At 38.7% G+C, this 20,338-nt stretch carries 15 protein-coding genes and 2 other annotated features; of the genes, 3 read left to right on the top strand and 12 right to left on the bottom strand.

Annotated elements, in window-relative coordinates; translation table 11 throughout:
- Positions 1-66 precede the first annotated feature (66 nt).
- The 7 genes from pheT to BM057_RS07320 all read right to left on the bottom strand — a co-directional run bounded on the left by pheT (position 67) and on the right by BM057_RS07320 (position 8,377).
- Positions 67-2,481, bottom strand: a complete 2,415-nt coding sequence (gene pheT / locus BM057_RS07290) for a phenylalanine--tRNA ligase subunit beta (protein ID WP_092092548.1) — start codon at positions 2,479-2,481, stop codon at positions 67-69.
- A 4-nt stretch (positions 2,482-2,485) separates the two neighbouring features.
- Positions 2,486-3,532, bottom strand: coding sequence for a phenylalanine--tRNA ligase subunit alpha (gene pheS / locus BM057_RS07295; protein ID WP_092092550.1), 1,047 nt, complete (start codon positions 3,530-3,532; stop codon positions 2,486-2,488).
- 135 nt (positions 3,533-3,667) lie between these two features.
- Positions 3,668-3,894, bottom strand: a binding site (T-box leader).
- Between the two features lie 43 nt (positions 3,895-3,937).
- A complete protein-coding gene (locus BM057_RS07300) occupies positions 3,938-4,288 on the bottom strand; it encodes a winged helix-turn-helix transcriptional regulator (protein ID WP_047390418.1) in 351 nt (116 codons plus the stop codon).
- 157 nt (positions 4,289-4,445) lie between these two features.
- Positions 4,446-4,985: an HD domain-containing protein gene (locus tag BM057_RS07305; protein ID WP_047390352.1), complete on the bottom strand. Its 540-nt coding sequence runs from the start codon at positions 4,983-4,985 to the stop codon at positions 4,446-4,448.
- A 187-nt stretch (positions 4,986-5,172) separates the two neighbouring features.
- Entirely contained in the window at positions 5,173-5,937 is a 765-nt protein-coding gene (locus BM057_RS07310; protein ID WP_092092552.1) for a TrmH family RNA methyltransferase, read from the bottom strand.
- An 85-nt stretch (positions 5,938-6,022) separates the two neighbouring features.
- Positions 6,023-7,387, bottom strand: coding sequence for a peptidoglycan DD-metalloendopeptidase family protein (locus BM057_RS07315; RefSeq protein WP_092092554.1), 1,365 nt, complete (start codon positions 7,385-7,387; stop codon positions 6,023-6,025).
- A 582-nt stretch (positions 7,388-7,969) separates the two neighbouring features.
- Entirely contained in the window at positions 7,970-8,377 is a 408-nt protein-coding gene (locus BM057_RS07320) for a secondary thiamine-phosphate synthase enzyme YjbQ (protein ID WP_092092556.1), read from the bottom strand.
- Between the two features lie 403 nt (positions 8,378-8,780).
- Here BM057_RS07320 and BM057_RS07325 point away from each other — a divergent pair, with 403 nt between their 5' ends.
- The gene (locus BM057_RS07325; protein ID WP_092092558.1) at positions 8,781-10,004 is read left to right on the top strand and encodes a carboxylate--amine ligase; all 1,224 of its coding nucleotides are present in this window, start codon (positions 8,781-8,783) and stop codon (positions 10,002-10,004) included.
- A 56-nt stretch (positions 10,005-10,060) separates the two neighbouring features.
- Positions 10,061-10,774, top strand: coding sequence for an aspartate/glutamate racemase family protein (locus BM057_RS07330; protein ID WP_092092560.1), 714 nt, complete (start codon positions 10,061-10,063; stop codon positions 10,772-10,774).
- Positions 10,775-11,101: 327 nt separating this feature from the next.
- Here the strand turns inward: BM057_RS07330 and pepV are convergent, their stop codons facing one another.
- Complete coding sequence (gene pepV / locus BM057_RS07335) at positions 11,102-12,502, bottom strand: dipeptidase PepV (protein WP_092092562.1); 1,401 nt, start codon at positions 12,500-12,502, stop codon at positions 11,102-11,104.
- A gap of 258 nt (positions 12,503-12,760) precedes the next feature.
- Here pepV and BM057_RS07340 point away from each other — a divergent pair, with 258 nt between their 5' ends.
- The gene (locus BM057_RS07340) at positions 12,761-13,594 is read left to right on the top strand and encodes an NAD(P)H-hydrate dehydratase (protein WP_047390345.1); all 834 of its coding nucleotides are present in this window, start codon (positions 12,761-12,763) and stop codon (positions 13,592-13,594) included.
- A 106-nt stretch (positions 13,595-13,700) separates the two neighbouring features.
- On the opposite strand, the gene BM057_RS07345 is transcribed toward BM057_RS07340, so the two are convergent.
- From BM057_RS07345 to BM057_RS07360, 4 genes are all read right to left on the bottom strand, one after another.
- Entirely contained in the window at positions 13,701-14,420 is a 720-nt protein-coding gene (locus tag BM057_RS07345) for a pseudouridine synthase (RefSeq protein ID WP_092092564.1), read from the bottom strand.
- A gap of 97 nt (positions 14,421-14,517) precedes the next feature.
- Positions 14,518-16,161, bottom strand: coding sequence for a putative polysaccharide biosynthesis protein (locus BM057_RS07350; protein WP_245741871.1), 1,644 nt, complete (start codon positions 16,159-16,161; stop codon positions 14,518-14,520).
- Positions 16,162-16,796: 635 nt separating this feature from the next.
- Positions 16,797-19,214 (bottom strand): leucine--tRNA ligase, encoded by a 2,418-nt coding sequence (gene leuS, locus BM057_RS07355; protein ID WP_092092566.1) that lies wholly within the window; start codon positions 19,212-19,214, stop codon positions 16,797-16,799.
- Between the two features lie 70 nt (positions 19,215-19,284).
- Positions 19,285-19,518 (bottom strand) — a binding site (T-box leader).
- A gap of 253 nt (positions 19,519-19,771) precedes the next feature.
- Positions 19,772-20,338, bottom strand: a 567-nt coding sequence (locus BM057_RS07360) for a LysM peptidoglycan-binding domain-containing protein (RefSeq protein WP_143074491.1), incomplete at its 5' end; no start/stop codon positions are given.

The raw sequence follows: 20,338 nt of genomic DNA on the forward strand, positions 1-20,338 counted from the left end.
ACCAGTGTCTTCTTTTTTTACGCTTCATGTTTTTGTTTCTTTAGTATCTGAAAAGCTATTAGAACATTAACGAATTTCTGCTTGTACTTGTTCAACCAAAGCTGATTGTACTTTATCAAATGCTTTGCTGACTTCTTCCTCAACCAAGGTAGCTGTTGGGTTAAGATAAGAAAGTGTATAAGCTAACGATTTTTTACCCGTTTCGATATTTTCACCTTGGTAGACATCAAATAGATGCACAGCCGTTAAATACTTGCCGCCATTTTCTTTGATCACTTCTACTATTTGTTTATTAGAAACGGTTTCGTCTACCATTAACGCAATATCTCTTGACATACCTGGATACTTCGGCACCGGTTGGTAAATTGTCGCATGTTTTTCGGCATTTACGATAGCCTGGAAGTTGAATTCAAAAACATAAGTTTCTTTTAAGTCTCGTTCTTTAGCAACTGATGGATGAAGCTGTCCGGCAAAGCCAATCATCTCATCGCCCAACATAATTGCAGCTGTTCTTCCAGGATGCAAAAGCGGGAGATCTGTTCGCTGAACAAAAGTGATTGGTTCAACCAAACCATAAGCAGCAAACATTTCTTCTAAGATTCCTTTTATGACAAAGAAATCAATTCTTTGTTCTTTTCCTTGCCAATCTGCCTGCTGCAAAGAACCTGTCAAGGCACCTGCTACATGTTCTTCTTCGATCGGAAGCGTTTGTTCTGAACTTGTGTAGAATACTCGACCATTTTCATATAAGGCAACATTTTGATTGTGATGAGCGATATTATAAGACAAGTCATCTAACAAACCGCTCAACAGACTCATCCGCAATGTGCTATGATCTTCACTCATCGGCATTTCAAGTTGAATCCTATCGCTTTCTCGCATAGAAAAGGCTGCTGCTTTTTCAGGCGTTGTCAATACATAACTGATGGCTTGTGATAAGCCGCTGCCTTCAAGAAAATGCTTCGTATGACGGGTCAGGCGTTGCTTTTCATTTAAATACCCAGGATGAGAAGCGCTGATCGGTAAAGTAGAAGGTAGATTGTCATAACCATAAATACGAGCTACTTCTTCAATCAAATCTGCTTCGATTGCGATGTCCCAACGTCTTGGCGGAATGATAACGGCAAAAGTTCCATTTGAAATCGATGCGTCAAAACCAAGTTGATCAAAAATGCTTGTCACTTCATCCTCAGACAACTCAGTTCCAAGCGCATGATTGATCTTTTCTAAAGTGATAGAAACAGTGACATCTTTTGCTTCAACAGAACGAGCTTCTGCTATTCCTGAAACGATACGACCACCAGCCAGTTCCGCCATCCACGCTGCTGCTTGCTTACCAGCTTCTTGAACAGTAGCTAGATTAATGCCTTTTTCAAAACGAGCACTTGATTCACTGCGTAAATTTAAAGCCTTTGCTGTCTTACGAATCGAAATAGGATCGAACAATGCAGCTTCTAAAGCAACCGTTACTGTTTCATCTGTAATATGGGAATCAAGCCCTCCCATCACTCCTGCTAAAGCAATCGGCTTTTCGCCATTTGTGATCACAATATTTTCTGGCGAAAGTGTTCTTTCCTCTTCATCTAAAGTGACGATCTTTTCTTCAGCCTTAGCCCGTCTCACATAAATTTCTTTTGAGCCTAATTTATCGTAATCAAAGGCATGAAGCGGCTGACCATATTCCAGCAAAATATAGTTCGTGATATCAACAATATTATTCACTGGACGAATACCTGCATTCATCAATTTCGTCTGCAGCCACAACGGACTTTCTTTCACTGTTACATCCTTAATGATTTGGATCGAATAAATCGGTGTGTCTGCTGGATTTTCAACAGACACTTGCATGTCTTGTTTGATATCTTCCGATGGATCTTCAACATAATCCAGTTCAGGGAACGTCACTTTTTTGTTATAGATCGCTCCTACTTCATAAGCCGTTCCACGCATACTCAAAGCATCCGCGCGATTAGGCGTGATCGACATATCTAAGATCGCATCATCCATCGACAGATAAGAAAATACCTCTTCTCCTGGAACAGCTTCATTCGGTAAAACATAGATGCCTTCTGCATATTTTTTAGGCACGACATGATCAGTATAACCTAACTCCTCAAGCGAACAGATCATACCATTTGAAACGACTCCGCGCATTTTTCCTTTTTTGATCTTTTTGTTCCCGGTGATGCGTGAACCAGGCAAAGCAACGATAACCTTTTGTCCAGCCGCAATGTTTGGCGCTCCACACACGATTTGCAGTACTTCTTCTCCGACATCTACTTGGCAGATATGCAAGTGATTGGAATCTGGATGATCAACGACTTCTACCGCGTGCCCGACGACGATTTTCTTCAATCCTTCACTTGGATAATCGACGCCTTCGATCTCGATTCCTGTACGACTCATTTTTTCAGCTAATTCATCTGGTGTGATGCCTTCTAAATCGACATACTCTGTCAACCACTTATATGATACGTTCATCCTTCTACTCCTTTACTTTGAACTGGTTTAAGAAACGAATATCGTTTTGATAAAAACGACGAATATCTTCAATGCCATATTTCAACATGGCGACGCGATCAGGTCCTAACCCAAATGCAAATCCACTATATTTATCGGTGTCGATCCCAGACATCTCTAAAACATTAGGGTGTACCATTCCTGCTCCTAAGATTTCGATCCAACCCGTATGCTTGCAGACGCTGCATCCTTTTCCGCCGCATTTGAAGCAGCTGACGTCAACTTCTACAGAAGGCTCAGTAAAAGGGAAGTAACTAGGACGAAGACGAATTTCACGATCTGCTCCAAAAAGCTCTTTAGCAAATACTTCAAGCGTTCCTTTCAAGTCAGCCATTGTAATATTTTCAGCTACGACAAGTCCTTCAATTTGATGGAATTGATGCGAGTGAGTAGCATCATCATTATCACGGCGATAAACCTTTCCAGGGCTGATCATTTTTAATGGTCCCTTTGAGAAATCATGTGTATCCATGGTTCTCGCTTGAACAGGAGACGTTTGCGTACGCAACAAAATATCATCAGTGATATAGAAAGTATCCTGCATGTCTCGTGCGGGATGGTCTTTCGGCAAATTCATGCGTTCAAAGTTGTAGCTGTCTTCCTCAACTTCTGGACCTTCTACGATTTGGTAACCCATGCCCAAAAACAAGTCTTCGATTTCTTCCATGATCTGTGTTAAAACATGACCTTGACCTTTGGCCACCGCTGTTCCCGGTAAGGTAACATCGATCGTCTCAGACATCAATTGTTCTTGCAGAGCTTGTCTTTCTAGTTCTTCTTTTTGTTTGTCCATTTCTTCGGTAATGGCTGTCCGTACATCGTTGACCATCGCGCCTACTACTGGTTTTTCTTCAGAGGGCAATTTTTTCATTCCTTTTGAGATCTCTGTGATCGGACCTTTTTTCCCTAAATAATCTATTCGAACTTGATTTAATGCTTTTAAATCATGTGAATCTTTGATTTGTTTCATCGCTTCTTCTTTTAAAGAAGTCAGTTGTTCCTTCATTTCCATATTGCTGCTCCTTTTCCTTTTTTCTAAAGTTCCTTTAGCTAAAAATCTATCTGATGCTCTTACGATTGATGCTTAAACTCGTTTTCCTTTCAAATAGTCTTTTTTGATCTAAAAAAATAAAGACCCCGCCCCTAAAAAAGGGACGAGGTCTTCGCGGTACCACCCTAGTTTAGATCCTATTACAGATCTACACTCTATACTAGTAACGGCTAGCACCGGAACTTTATTCATTACTTGCGTAAATTCCAAAGTCGACTCAGGAAGTGAATGTTCAGAAAAGTTGAAATACGACTACTTGCAGCCGATGATAGTCGCTCTCTCTATTTCACGCTTAACTTACTTTTTTCCGTCAAAGTCTTTTGATGATCTTATTCATATTTAGTTTACCGGATTGAGCATTTAAACTCAAGCTTGATTTTTTGCCATGTCTTCAGCGCAGATCCAGTCGTCTGCCCAATGTTGGATTTCTTCCATTACACCTTGGAGGGCTGTACCTTTTTCAGTCAAAGCATAAGCCACTCGCATAGTTGCTTCAGGATCGACTTTCCGCATGACAATTCCTTCTTTTTCTAATTCTTTCAAACGTTCTACTAACACACGATCACTGACTTCAGGAATTGATGCTGCAATATCTTTAAAACGGCGAGGTCCTGTAAGCAATACATCGATAATAAGCCCCATCCATTTTTTCCCTAAAAAAGTAAACGTATGTTCAAACTTCGGACAAATGACTTTTGCTTTTTCGTTACACGACATAGTTTTTTCCGTTTCATTTTTAACGGATGTCATTGTTTCTCACCTCTTTTGAACTTATTATATCACATTTGGTTATTTTTAGTAAGTGAATCACGTGAAAAGACATAAAATAATCCTCACGCATCAAGGAGTGAGGGCTTGAAGATGACTGCGTTGTTTACACAGTTAATGGCTTTAAACGTGTCCAAATCTGTTTTGCTTTATGTTTTGCTTTGCTGCTGATCATTCCAGGCAGTGGTATAACAGCTTCTTTTGTTGCACAGTACTTATCAACCATTGTAACCACATAACTTTCTTTATATCTTGGCAATTTCATACAACCAGGAGCTGCAAGCCACATGTGTTTTTCAATAATGTCACATTCTAATTCGCTCAGTGCTGTAATTTCTTTAGCATTTTTCAAAGCTATTTGTGGATGCATAGCAGCGTGTGAACAGCCAGCATAATGTTGTTTAAACATTTCTCGATCTTCATGGAAAAAGTCATGCAATAAACCTGCACGGGCAATTGCACTACAATCTAAATTTAGTTTTTTTGCGATTTTGTAACTGGTGTAGGAAACACTAATGGAATGTTCCAATCGTGTTGAAAAGTGATGTTGTGTAATAGTTTGTAATTTTTGCACTGCTTCACTTGCCATTAAATCTTCAACCAATTTAACATACTCAAGATCCAGTCTCCAACTTGTTTCAGTCATGTAAAAACTTCCTTTTCATTTGTTGGTAGTGCTTTTCAACTTGTTTCTTATCATACAAGGTTTAATAGGAAAAATAAAGCTGAATGGACCTTTTTTTAAAGATTTCAAAAAAACTTAACATTTATAGTTTTATTCAATTTGTTTTGCTTGCTTTTTTAAAAAATAGCGCTTTGTGAGAACAAGGAGACTAATTTTGCTGATACAATGCGAACATTAAAATACCAGCAGCAACCGCTACATTTAAAGATTCTGCATTTCCTTCAATCGGAATGTAAAGATTTTTGTCTGTTCTCTCCAACCATTTTCTATTCATGCCATTCCCTTCATTTCCCATTACTAAAGCAAAACGGCTCGCAGCAGGAATCTCGCGATAAGAAGCAGCATCTTTATTTAATTCTGTTCCATAAACAGGAACATGCTCATCTTTAAACCAATCAAACCACTCTCCTAAGTCATTTTGAAAAACAGGAAAATGAAAATGACTGCCTTGTGTTGAACGCAATACCTTACTATTATATAGATCAACTGTTCCAGAGCCTAAAATAACTCCTGCAAAGCCTGCTGCATCCGCAGTTCGAATCATTGTCCCCACATTACCTGGATCTTGGACCTGATCTAACAGCAAATAGGGCTTTTCCGGAGTTTCCGGTTTTGTTGGTTCCTTTATCTCCACAACTGCAAAGAATCCTTGGTTTGTCCCCGTCTCGCTGATCGTTTGCGCAATCTCTTTTGATACAATATAAAGCTTATCATGAGGATATTTATTTTTATCTTCTTGTGCGATTGTTTCTGACAAAATGTATTCACGAACAGGTGCTTGATGTTTAATGGCTTCTTCTACCATATGGCTGCCTTCGATCAAGTAAGCTCCAGCCGCTGTCCGACCTTTCTTTGTGAGGAGCTTTTTCCATTGTTTTACACGTTCATTTTTTTTCGATAAAATTTTTTCCATTGCCTTCAGCCTCTCTGAGTTGTTCATGATTTTATTCTATAAGAAAAGCTGCTCCTGTAAAAGAGCAGCTTTTTTCTTCTATCAATTATAGGCCTAAATAAGGTGCCGGATTGACACGTGTGCCATTTTTATAAACTTCAAAGTGCAAATGAACGCCTGTTGAAGAACCAGTTGTTCCCATTGTTCCAATTTGCTGACCTTGAGATACTTTTTGTCCAGGTACAACTGTCAAACTACCTGCTTGCATATGAGCATACAATGTTTGAATGCCGTCTCCGTGGTCGATCTTAACGTGGTAACCCCATGAACTATGGTACTCTGCTTTCACAACGACACCACTTTTAGCTGCTACGATTGGACCGCTGCCGCCAAAGTCAATTCCGCCATGTAATTTTTTGTGTCCAGTTATCGGATGAACCCGGTAACCAAAATGAGAAGTTACATAACTGCCGCCTGGACGGATAAATCCAGAGCTAGATGTTGTTTTTTGACTAGAAGAACTGCTTGAGCTTGAAGAACTGCTTGAAGTTTTGGTAGAAGCTTCAACCGTTGTTTGTTGATCAGCTGTCTTCTGTTCCGCCGCTCTCTGTTCAGCTGCTTTTTGTTCAGCTGCTTTTCTAGCTTCTTCTTCAGCTTTCCGTTGTCTTTCTTGTCTTGCAGCTTCTTCAGCTAAAATGCGTTCTTGTTCTTTTTTCATATTGGCATCCAATGTACTTGTACGTTGTGCCACTGTTTCTTGCTCTTGTACAAAAGAATTCTTTTCTGATTCTGTCATATGATAATTTTGTGCCACTTGCACGATTTTATCATCTAATTCCGCTTTTTGTGCCAACAAGTTATTGCGGCTCACTTCAATTTCAGCTTTCAGTTTTTCAACTTCAGCTTTTTCTTTTTGTGCTAAAGCTTCTTTTTCTTCAAGCGCTTTTTCGTCGTTCATTTGTTGTGTGACAATATCTTGATTAGCTTCTACTAATTGAGAAATGACACCGATTCGTCCAAGCAAATCTGAAAAGCTATCAGAAGCAAGGATTAAATCTACTAGGTCAGTCGTATTTGCATCTTTTTGAACAGATCTAGCTTGATTCGCCAACTTTTCTTTACGTTGAGCAATCAATTTCTTTAATGCTTCAATTTCTTCTTGTAACTTCTTAATTTTTTCTTGTGTTTCTGCTAATTTCTCTTCTTGTGCTTTTAACTTACGCACAACTTCATCAATTTTTGTTTGGAGTGTTTTAACATCATTCTCTAGAGAAACTTTTTCTTCTGCTAAACTCTTCATTGTTTTTTCAGAAGCTTCGATATCTTTTTGCAATTCATTTTTTTGCTGTTCTAATGCGCTTTTTTCTTGCTTCATTTCATCTAAAGAAGCAGCATCGGCTGTTATCGGAGCCATTAAGGGCCCAGCCAACAAAGATAAAGCCACAAAGCTTGTAAGTACCCTTTTTTTCACTTTCTTCTTACTCTCCCATCAATCATTTTCATTTTATGATTTATTCGTTTATTTTGAACATCGCTTTTCTGTTTTTCGCAACAGTAAAAGAATATCACATAAAAAGGAACAGAAAAATGTAAGTTGTGTAACAAATTACCCAGTATATTACAACCATATTACTGAAAGCGCTTTTTGTTGTTTTCAGGTCAAAAAAGTCAATAAAAGACTGCTTTCTTGTTTTTTCATTGTTTTCTAAAAGCCTTTCGCTCAATCGCTTTCAAGTACGATTGTTTCACAGTATTTTCAATAGCTAAACCCGTTTTTTAATCAGCTTTCTTTAAGTTTTTCAAGGAAAATAGAGTTCGTTTCTGTTGTCTATATTTGTCACATTTAGTTCAAATCTCTCTCATCAATTCTCACTATTTTCTAATATTTGTACATTTAGCCAAGAAAAAAGAAGCGATTATTTTTTATTTCGTCCATAATTGGATACTAAAAAAAGTTTTTCTCAAAAAATGGAGAAAAACTTTTTCGTTTGAATCATTTAAAAATATTTTTTTACATTAAAACCTGAACTGTTCTAAACAATATTGTGTACCTTTATCCTTCTACAATTTTAACAAAAAAATGCCGGTTCCGCGGACCATCGAAATCCCAAAAATATAAACTTTGCCAGGTGCCAAATAATATCTTTCCATTTGTTAGGATAACCATTTCGCTAGTGCCAGTAACGGAAGATTTCAAGTGTCCATCTGAATTTCCTTCTTGGTGAACGAATGCTGCTCTGTTCGGAAAAGTTTCACGATAAGCTAAATCCAGATCACGTTGTACATCAAGATCTGCATTCTCATTGATCGTGATGGCTGCGGTTGTATGCGGACAGAAAATCAGCACGATCCCATCTTCTATGCCGCTTTCTGTCACTGCTTCTTCAACAAAATGGTCAATATTTGTTAAAGATTGTTTCTCTTTCGTTTCCATTTCGATTTTTTTCAGAAAAGGTTTCATTTTCTTCCTCCTATTTGAATGCCTTTTATTTGTCTATTGCCCACCCTTTTCAACTGTATTAAAAAAAGGATTATTTGACCAATCAAAGCACTTTTTATTTGGCCTCTTTCCTTGACTCTGCTGTTTCCCCTTGCTTCTTCATTTCGCCAAACGTTCGTTATCTTTTATTGTTATCATGAACATAGCTTTTCGATGAAAATAGTATGCGGAACCATTCACTCTAAATGCTCTGATCCTATAGAGTTAGTGTGTCATTCTATATTCGTATATGTTATACTTTTTTTGAAAAAGAATACTATCAAAAAAAGATTCGTCTGATCTGCTTCTTTATTTCTTATGCAACAAGTTTCTATACAAAAGCAATAGATCAGTCAAATGCAACGCACAATGAGGAGGAAATGAATTGGATACATCGATCTCTAAGCAGACTTTTATTCCTGTGATACTAGGTGGTAATTTAGGAGGGTACAGCACAGCTCGTTCCTTCTATGAAGCTTACAACGTATCTTCAGTTGTTGTTTGTTCCTTGGTTACGGGAGCCATTGATCACTCTGTTTTTATCGAACCATTTGTCAGCAAAAATATGATGAAACCTGATGATTTTATTCAGACTTTAAAGGAACTGGATAAAAAGTATGGAGATAAAAAAATCCTGCTGATCGGTAGTTCGGATAACCATGTAGAGCTGATCGTTCAACACAGAGACCAAATACCGGCTAACTGGATCGTCCCTTATATAGATGAGCAAAAGTTCTATTACGGAACAAACAAAGAAAGTTTTTATGAAATCTGCGAACGTATTGGTGTGCCTTATCCAAAAACAAAGGTCATTCATCAGTTGGATCTTGATCTGCCATTTGATTACCCTATTATTATCAAACCAGCAGACAGTATGAAATGGCATGAAATATCATTCCCAGGAAAAATGAAAGTCTATTTATGCGAAAATGAAGAACAATACAAGAAAATCGTACAAGACGTCTATGATAATCATTATGAAGGTTCATTAATTTTACAAGAATATATTCGCGGTGATGATTCTGCTATGGGTGTGGTCACCTGTTATAGCGACAAAGACCAACACGAAGTCAAACTGATTTCATTTGGACAAACCTTGTTAGAAGACCACACACCTTCAGCAATCGGAAATCACTTGTCTATTTTGACACGCGAAGAAATACAAGTCACTGAAGATGTTAAAAAGTTATTGGCTGAACTTCAATGGACTGGTTTCTCAAATTTTGATTTAAAATACGATGAACGCGACCAAACATATAAGTTTTTTGAATTAAATGCCCGACTTGGCCGCAGCAATTATTATGTGACAGCTGCAGGTGCAAATACAGCTACTTATTACGTTCGAGACTTCATTAAAGAAGAACCGATCCCTTATCAAGTTTCTAGAGAAGAGATTCTTTATTCAGCTGTTCCTAAACGTCTATTGTTAGCAAATATTCAATCAACCAAGACACAACAAAAAGTAAAAGAACTTTATCGACGCAAAAAAGTTTTCCATCCGTTAAATAGTCCTCAAGAACCACAATGGAAACGAAAACTTTATGTTAAAATGGCTACAATGAATTACTTTAAAAAATTCAAGCAATATCCTCAAAATCCTGATTTCTAATCATCGGAATAAGCGCATTGCCAAACAGTGCTATTAGGGGATGAAAGGTGAATAAAATGAAACATTTTTTTGGTATTCTGGGCGGAATGGGTTCAGTGGCAACGACAAACTTCTTGATTGAACTCAATAAGCGTTATCACCCCGGAAAAGATCAAGATTATTTTAACTATGTTCTATTTAACCATGCGGAAGTGCCGGATCGCACAGCTTATATCCTTGATCGATCTAATCCTGATCCTTTGCCTCCTTTATTAGAATCGATCGAACAACTTAGCAAATTAGAACCAGCTTTTATCATTCTCCCCTGCAATACGGCTCACTATTTTATGCCGTCCCTAAAGGAAAGTACTTCGATTCCAATCATTGATATGATTGAAGAAACACTGATTTGTTTAAAGCAACAATTTGGTGAAAAGAAAACGATTGGCCTAGCTGGAACAGAAGGAACGATAAAAAGTCGGCTATATCAAACGCCTTTGGAAGAAGCTGGTTACACGGTAACTCTTCCGCCAGAAAATTTACAAAAAAAAATAAATGAACTAATCTATACACAAGTCAAAAATGAAGGATCCGTTTCTTTGCCTTTTTATTATGATATTCTTCGCTCTTTCATTGATATGGGATGCGACGCTGTCTTGCTTTGTTGTACAGAAGTTTCATTTGCAAACAGTCAAGACGATGAAAAAATTTATCCAGTGATCGATACCGAAAAAGTATTATTAGAAAAAACGATCGCTTTAGCAAAACAATTAAAAGAAAAAAACGAGTAGCCTTTTTAAAAGGCTGCTCGTTTTTTTGGGTCTTCCTCTTTTAACGTTGGTAAAGAAATTTTCTACGGTCGATGGGCTACTGATGGAAAGCTAAGAGAACACATTGAGCCGAAAATCGCGTCTCAATGCTTGCAAGCTTCAAACTTAGTGTAACGGTTAAAGTCTAACACTAAGTGATTCACATTGCATCTTTTTTCATGGCTATCAGTAGCCCTATGCGCCTCCTGAAATTTCTAGAAATAGGATTCTAACGAGCTTAGCATTAAAAAATTGATATTTTACAGACCAACGTTAAATATTGTAGAACCGTTTTTTTCTTTTAGTCGCTTATTTAATCAATTCATAAATGGCTTCTGCATAGATCGCGCATGCTCGCGTCAAATCTTCCAAAGCAATAAATTCATTGGCTTGGTGCATCGTATCAATGCTGTCAGGGAACATGGCGCCATAAGCTACTCCACGTTCAAGCAATCGGCCATATGTCCCGCCGCCGATAGAATGTTCTTTTGCTTCTAGACCTGTTTGCTTGTGGTAAACGTCTAACAAAGTTTTTACAAGCGGATCATCAGCTGGTACATAATGAGGTGTTTTAGCTTTTCCTCGTTTGAACGTCACATCATATTCGGCTAATTTATCTTCCATTTTTTGTTCAATACTTTGGAAATCCATACCGCGTGGGAAACGGAAATTAACGGCAATTTGGCCGCCTTCTTCAGGTGTAAATGAAAAGACACCTGGGTTCATCGTTAAATCACCCATCACTTCATCTTCGAAGTTTAGCCCTAACTGTTCTGCTCTTGAATCTTCATGCAAATAGTTAGCAGTTAATTGAATAAAGTTTTGCGCGTCTTCGCCAAATTTGAAATTGCTTAAGAAAGCTGCTAAGTAAGTTCCTGCGTTAAAACCTCCACGCGGTTCCATTCCATGAGCTGCTTTTCCAACAACTTTAATGGTCACTTTATTCTTGTCTACTTCAACAGTACCGTCAATTGGAGAAGTGTCTGCAAAATCATAAAAAGCTTTTTCAATCACTTCAGCTTCTTGACTGTTAAAGACCGCAATAGCATCTTGCGGTACCATGTTTTCACGCAAACCAGCTTCAAAGCGGATCAATTCATTCTTGCCGCCTTTATTGCCGCCATGGACATTAACGTAAACAGTTAAGTTCCCTTTTTCACCATTGATGATAGGGAAATCTGCATCTGGCGAAAAACCAAAGTCAGGCTTTTCTTCTACAGATAAGTAGTGATCCATGCATTGCCAATCACTTTCTTCATCTGTACCAATAATGAAACGAACACGCTTAGAAACGGGCAGTCCAAGTTCCTTAATGATCTTGATAGCATAATAAGCAGCCATTCCAGGACCCTTATCATCACTAGCACCGCGTGCATAAATTCGATCATTTTTAATGACTGGTTCAAATGGATCTGTTTCCCAGCCGGTACCAGTAGGCACGACATCAACGTGCGCCAGCACACCCATCAGTTCGTCACCTTCACCGTATTCAATGTGTCCGGCAATATTTCCTGTTTTTTTGGTTGTAAAACCGTCTCGTTTCCCAATTTCTAGAAAAGCTTCCAGTGCCTTTTTCGGTCCAGGACCAACCGGTGCATCTTCAGATACTTTGCTGTCATCACGAACACTGTCGATACGCAATAATGTAAACAAGTCTTCCAACATGTCATCTTTGCGTTTTTCTACTTCTTTTTTCCAATCTATTGCCATTAAACAAACACTCCTTCCAATCTTTTAACAGTACTATCATATCATTTTTGAAGGGTGAACCCAAAATAAACTTTTTTCTGTTTTACCAGTTGCTATGTTAGATCGCGTCTCAAATGATAAGTTTGCTTTGCCTTTCTTCACAATGGTCTAATCGCAAAAGAGACATTTCGTGCAATACATTCTTTTCCCTTTTATAATACTATTAGAATGATAAACAAGATACATTTGGACATCTTGTTATATTTAGGAGGGCTTTATTTGAAGAACATTACAGCAGATATCGTTCAGCAATTCATCCCTAAAAGAAAAGAAGACAGTTATAAAGGAACTTATGGTAAAGTTCTTGTTATTGGCGGAGATCAAAATATGGGTGGAGCAATTATGTTAACTGCTAGTGCTGCAGTATATAGTGGCGCAGGACTCGTGACGGTTGCAACAGACCCCAAAAACCATACTGCATTGCATGCTCGTTTGCCGGAAGCGATGGTCCTTGATTTGTGGGATGCAAAAAGTTTAGAAGAACAAATTAAAAAAGTTGATATTGTGGTGATGGGTCCCGGCTTAGGGTTATCTGAACAAGCAGCTGAAGTAGTCGAACTTGTGTTTCAACATATTCATAAAGAACAACAGCTGATTTTAGATGGAAGCGCGATTTCTTTGGTTGCTCAAGAAAGCTTGTCTCTTCCAGAAACGCACCTTACTTTTACCCCTCATGCTGGTGAATGGAAAAAACTCAGTGGGATTTCTAAAGAAGATCAAACAGTTGAAAAGAACAAGCAAGCCCAAAAAAAATTAGATGCGACGATCGTACTAAAAGGTTCTCGAACAGAAATTTATTTCTGCAATGACGATTGGAAAAATACAACCGGCAATCCTGCAATGGCAACTGGTGGAATGGGCGATACACTGGCTGGAATGATTGCCGGCTTTACAGCTCAACTGCCAGATAAAGAACAAGCCACTTTAGCTGCAGTTTACCTGCATAGTTACATTGGAGATGCTTTGGCAGATCAGCAGTATGTTGTACTGCCTTCTCAAATTATCGAAGCTATTCCTTCATTTATGAAAAATTTTGAACAGCAACGTTTATGAGAGTCATTTATTTTCTTGCAGGGATTTCTGTCAGGATCTTCCTATCAAAGTAATGAGAACAAAAACAGCTGCTGCCAGTTAAACTATTGGCAGCAGCTGTTTTTGTTTATTTCTTTTTTAATGTTTCGATTTCTTCTTCAGTCAGAGGTCTGTATTGCCCCAATTTTAAGTGCTGATCAAGTTTTAAAGGCCCCATCGTTGTTCTTTTTAAGTAAACAACTTTCTTATCCACCGCTTCAAACATCCGTTTTACCTGATGAAACTTTCCTTCTCGAATCGTCACCTGAACAGTAGACCTTTTCTTTTCTGTTTCTGTTTTTATGATCGTTAAGTTGGCTGGCTTGCAAAGATAACCATCATCTAGCTGGATTCCGTGTTGGAAAGCCTTCTGATCTTCTTCAGTGACCAGGCCTATTATTTCAGCTTCATACAGCTTATCAACATGCTTTTTAGGCGACAGCAGATCATGCGCTAATGCTCCATCGTTTGTCAACAAAAGCAAGCCTTCAGTGTCGATATCAAGTCGACCAACTGGAAAAGGTTCTTGTAATTGATCTTGCGGTTCTAATAAATCAATGACAGTCTCATGAAAATCATCTGTAGTCGCACTGATGACTCCTTGAGGTTTGTTCAGCATGAAATAGACAAATTCTTGATATTGAACTTGCTCTCCCAGAACTTGGATTCGATCATTTTCTTCATCTACTTGACGCTTTCCGTCTTTTTCAGTTTCGCCATTTACAGTCACAATACCTTTTTTAAGGAGTGCTTTTACTTCTTTTCGTGTACCAAAACCGGTATGAGCCAACAACTTGTCTAAGCGCAATTTTTTTCTCCTTTCTAAATGACAGATATCGAACAGGTTGTGCAAAACCTTCTAAAGGGGATGCACACATTGTGTCAACTTTGCTGTCTATTCCGTTTTAACGAATGTGCAGTTTGACACGAGCTCTTTTTGCCATATTCCCCAACAACTTTTCAGCTAAGCGTGTTTTTAAGATCAAATAGCCATACGTAAGTACACCTACAACAGCAACTACTCCCACAACGATAACTGATCCAGAACGGCTGCTTTCATCAATAAACAGCCACATGATCTCTCTCGTCAACCAAGTAACGAGCATCATCGTCAATGAAAGCAATCCAATCAGCAAAATGCGTTTTGATAACAATTTAAAATCATATTTCGTTGAAAAGTACATGGAGCGCATCATAAAGTAGGCAGCCAGTCCAAATCCTATCATGTTGGCATATAACATACCGTTTGTTTTAAATAATATCAAAAGCGGTGCTTGAATGATCAACTTAGCTGCCAATCCAAACATCAAAGCTTTTACAGCGGCTCTTACTTTGCTTGCTGCCAAAAGATTTGAGCCTAGAATGGTGTAAAGGCCTAAAAATAGTGTCATAATAGCGGAGATTTTTGTCATTTCTGTCCCGAAATCATTTTGCCCATAAAACAAAGAATATAAAGGTGAAGCGACCACAAACATCCCTACTGAAGCTGGAAATAACACTAGAAACAGCAATTGGATACTATTATTGAACTGTTTCCCTACTGCTTTCATGTCACCTTTTGCAACCAAACTACTGATCAAGGGCACAGAAGTTGCAGCCATCGCACTGCCCAAAGATAAAACGATCATAATCAGTTTATGGGCGTTAGCTGCTGCAATACCGTAGAATTCTTCAATTTCTTTCGGTGTCCATGCAGTTATTCTAGACATCACTGGTTCATAAGTATATTGGTCGATCAATTGTGATAAGGTAATACCCGCTCCTACCATAACAAATGGAATCGCAGTCTTGACAATGGCAACAAAAATTTTATTGGTTTCTACTTCTTGGTGATTGATGCTATGTTCAATTTCTTCTTCAAGTGCAGCTCGTTTCTGCCAAACTTTATAAGCAAGATACAAAATACTTGCTAACGCTCCAACAAATGCAGCAAATGTAGAAAGAGATACGGCATTGACCATCGATCCATTAAACATGACGCGGATGATATAGACGGAGACCAGCATAAAGATAACACGAACAACTTGTTCAAGAATTTGTGAAATCGCAGAAGGAGCCATCGTATTGTGTCCTTGAATATAACCTCTCGTCACACTCATCATTGGGATGATCAATAAAGCTGGTGTCAGAGAACGAATAACTTGAGTACCTTCAGCAACAGAAGCAGCTGGACTTGCTTCTGCCAGCACTGGAGCCAGTAAAAACATTAAGGAAGCTGAGATAACTCCCGTGATTCCCATAACTTGCAGTCCTTTTTTATAAATCTTCTGCCCAGTTTTAAAATCACCGATCGAATTATAATAAGAGACTTGTTTTGAAATGGAAGACGGCACACCAGCTGTTGCAATACTTAAGAATAATGCATACGGCGTATAGCCAATATTGAACAATGCATTCGCCGCATTAGCTGTTGACTGATCTCCCATCCAAGACATCCACGGAATGATATACAGTGCGCCTAGCAGCCTGGAAACAACACTGCCGATACTCATCCATGCTGAACCAGCTACCATAGTCTCTTGTGAACTTTTTTGTTTTTTCTTATTCATACGCTGACCCATTTGTTTATTTCTTACTTTTATAGAATCGTTTGTCATATCATTATTAACCTACTCTCATGGTTTTACATATCAGCCTCTATTCTACTTTTTATACCTTACTGTTGCAACGCTTAAATCCGTTCTGCTACATAAATTTAACAAATTTTTAAACCCTCTCCTGCTTGTTTTTTCGTTTGCCACTTTCAACTAAATACAAACAAGACCTCAGCAGTTGCTCAGATCTTGTTTGTATTTGCATTTTATTCAGCTTTTGCTGTGACTCTTGCGATTTTAATCGCTTAGAGGCATGATACACTTTGCCGAAACGGCAACAGTGCTTCCGATAATGATATTAATTTTCATTTTCCTGTCGCCTCTATCGACCTCGCTTCGCATCCTTTTAGTTGAGCTGCGCGAGGTAGAGGCTCGGGTAAAATTCAAAAGTCGCTCGCATGCGCGGGATGCTCTGCGCCGCGCTTTTTCATTTTCCTGTCGCCTCTATCGACCTCGCTTCGCATCCTTTTAGTTGAGCTGCGCGAGGTAGAGGCTCGGGTAAAATTCAAAAGTCGCTCGCATGCGCGGGATGCTCTGCGCCGCGCTTTTTCATTTTCCTGTCGCCTCTATCGACCTCGCTTCGCATCCTTTTAGTTGGCTACGATGTTGACGAGTTTTCCAGGTACGACAATGACTTTGCGGATTGTTTTTCCTTCTAGAAGTTCTTGGATTTTTTCATCTGACATCGCCATTTTTTCCAAGTCTTCTTTGGAAATTTTTCTAGAAGCTCTTGTTTTTGAACGCAATTTTCCATTTATTTGGAAGACAACTTCTACTTCGTCTTCTATCAACATGGATGCATCATATACTGGCCAAGGTACATAAGAAATGCCTTCGTCGCTGTCAGTTACTCTTTCCCAAAGTTCTTCACCCATATGTGGTGCGATCGGTGCAATCATTTGGATCAAGCCTTTAATGTAATCGACAGGCAATGCTTCTGCTTTATAAGCTTCATTAACAAAAATCATCAATTGGGAGATGCCAGTATTAAAGTGAAGATCTTCAAAATCTTCCGTTACTTTCTTCACGGTTTGATGATAAACAACGTTTAATTTACCATCGTTAAATGTAGTAATACGATCACGCACTTTACCGTCTTCGTCAATGATCAAGCGCCAGACACGGTCCAAGAATTTACGGCTGCCTTCCAGCCCATCTTCATTCCAAGCGATCGAAGCATCCAAAGGACCCATAAACATTTCATACGTTCTTAGTGTATCAGCACCATATTGTTCCACTACATCATCAGGATTTACAACATTTCCTCTTGATTTAGACATTTTTTCATTATTCTCGCCTAAAATCATTCCTTGATTGTACAATTTTTGGAAAGGTTCTTTATTCGGCACAACACCTAGATCGTATAAGAACTTATTCCAGAATCGTGCGTAAAGCAAATGCAATACAGCATGTTCTGCTCCACCGATATACATATCAACTGGCATCCATTCTTTTAGTTTTTCAGGGTCTGCAATTTGTTTTTTATTGTGCGGATCTATGAAACGTAAGAAGTACCATGAGCTGCCTGCCCATTGTGGCATTGTATTGGTGTCTCTTCGTCCTTTTTTGCCGGTTTCCGGATCTGTTACATTGACCCATTCAGTGATATTAGCTAATGGAGATTCTCCTGTACCACTTGGCTTGATCTCATCTGTTTTAGGAAGCAACAAAGGCAATTCATCTTCAGGAACAGCTGTCGTTGTACCATCTTCCCAATGAATGATTGGAATAGGTTCACCCCAATAACGTTGGCGGGCAAACAACCAATCACGCAAACGATAAGTAACCTCTTTCTTACCCACACCATTTTCTTCCAGCCATTGGTTCATTTTGTCAATAGCTTCTTCTTTGTTCAATCCATCTAGAAAACCAGAGTTGATGTGTTTGCCATCTTCAGTATAAGCTGCTTTAGTCACATCTCCGCCTTCCAAGACTGGAATAATCTCTAATCCAAACTTAGTTGCAAAAGCCCAGTCCCGCTCATCATGAGCGGGAACAGCCATAATGGCTCCTGTACCATAGGAAGACAGCACATAATCTGCGATCCAAATTGGAACTTCTTTTCCATTAACTGGATTGATCGCATAAGCACCAGTAAAGACACCCGTTTTATCTTTATTCAAATCAGTTCGGTCTAGGTCGCTCTTTGTACTAACCGCTTTGATATAAGCTGAAACAGCTTCTTTTTGCTCTGGTGTTGTAATGCGTTGCACGATATCTGCTTCTGGCGCAAATACGGTATAAGTTGCACCAAACAAAGTATCTGGACGAGTCGTGAAAACAGTGAATGTTTCATCTGTTCCTTTCACTTTAAAATCAACATTTGCTCCCACAGACTTGCCGATCCAGTTGCGTTGCATATCTTTAATGCTTTCAGGCCAATCGACCAATTCTAGATCATCCAGCAAACGGTCTGCATAAGCGGTTATTTTAAGCATCCATTGTTTCATCGGTTTGCGGTAAACAGGATATCCGCCGCGCTCACTTTTGCCATCGATCACTTCTTCATTTGCTAGAACTGTCCCCAATGCCGGGCACCAGTTAACCGCAACTTCCGCTTCATAAGCTAGCCCTTTTTCATACATTTTTGTAAAGATCCACTGTGTCCATTTGTAATACTCAGGATCTGTTGTATTGATTTCACGGTCCCAGTCATAACTGAAACCAAGTGACTTAATTTGTCGTGTAAAGTTTAGAATATTTTTTTGTGTAAATTCAGCAGGATCGTTTCCTGTATCTAATGCATATTGCTCAGCCGGCAAACCAAAAGCATCCCATCCCATTGGGTGCAGCACATTATAGCCTTGAGCTCGTTTCATTCGGGACAAAATATCGGTTGCTGTGTAACCTTCTGGATGTCCTACATGCAATCCTTGGCCGGATGGGTAAGGAAACATATCCAATGCATAGTAATTTTCTTTATTTGGATCTTCCTTTGTTTGAAATGTATGATTTTTCTCCCAATACATTTGCCACTTTTTTTCAATACTCTTGTGGTTAAAGCTCATCGTACTCGCTCCTTTTCCTTTTTTAAATAAAAAAAATCGCCCTATAAGATTTAGCAAAATATGCTAACGCTCATAGGACGGCTTGATTTCTCTAGACGTGGTACCACCTAATATTTTCTGTCTTTTTGATAAAAGCTGCAAGACAGACTCTTCCTACCCTTAACGCGGGCGAAACGTCTCTGCCTACTCTTTTCAGCAAAGCGACTCCAAAGGCGAGTTCGATCAGTTCTTTTGTACATTTACACCAGCCATGCACTCTCTAGGAAAAGAAATCTTCTCTACTACTCCTCATCATTGTCTTTCAACGATTGACTCTATTCTATCAAATTCTGATAAACGAATCAATCCTTAAAGAAGTGAACGTGATGTGTCTATCTTTTCTAACATTGATCTATTATCGAGCAAGTAAACTTTTTTCATCGGTCTTGCTACAATTAAAGTACTTTTAGATGCAGATTATTTGAAACTGACATTCATTTAAACAGAGTATTTTAAACAAACAAAAGCATAAGTCCAGTTCCAATAGACTTACGCTACTTTGTTTGTGATGCAACTCTTTACTTAACCGTTAAACTTTGACCAACAAAAATAAGGTCAGTGATTAATGTATTCCATATCTTCAATTGAGACACAGTCGTGCCATACACTTTTGCGATTCCAGATAAAGTATCGCCACTTTTAACAGTATACGTTTTTGTTTGCTTTGCAGCAGTTGTAGAAGAAGATTCTTTTCCAACGTTAACAGATAATTTTTGATTTACATAAATGGTATCAGAGGAAAGCTTATTCCACACTTTCAAGTTTGCTACTGTAGTACCGTAGTTTTTAGCAATTTGTGATAAAGTGTCGCCGCTTTTTACTGTATAAACGACATTTAGGTTTGAAACTGTATCTTTGCTTGAAGATGAGCCTGTTTCTTTTCCAGTTGAACCGCCTTTTACAGTTAAAGATTGACCAACATAGATCGTATCAGAAGACAATTTATTCCAGGCTTTCAAGTTGGCAACAGTTACACCGTATGCTTTTGCAATCTTCGTCAAATTGTCGCCGCTCTTCACTTTATAAATCGAAGTGTTGGTATTGGTTGTTCCATTTGTATTGCCAGACGTTGAACCATTTGAAGA

Source organism: Pisciglobus halotolerans (assembly GCF_900113675.1).
Taxonomy (GTDB): Bacteria; Bacillota; Bacilli; order Lactobacillales; family Carnobacteriaceae; genus Pisciglobus; species Pisciglobus halotolerans.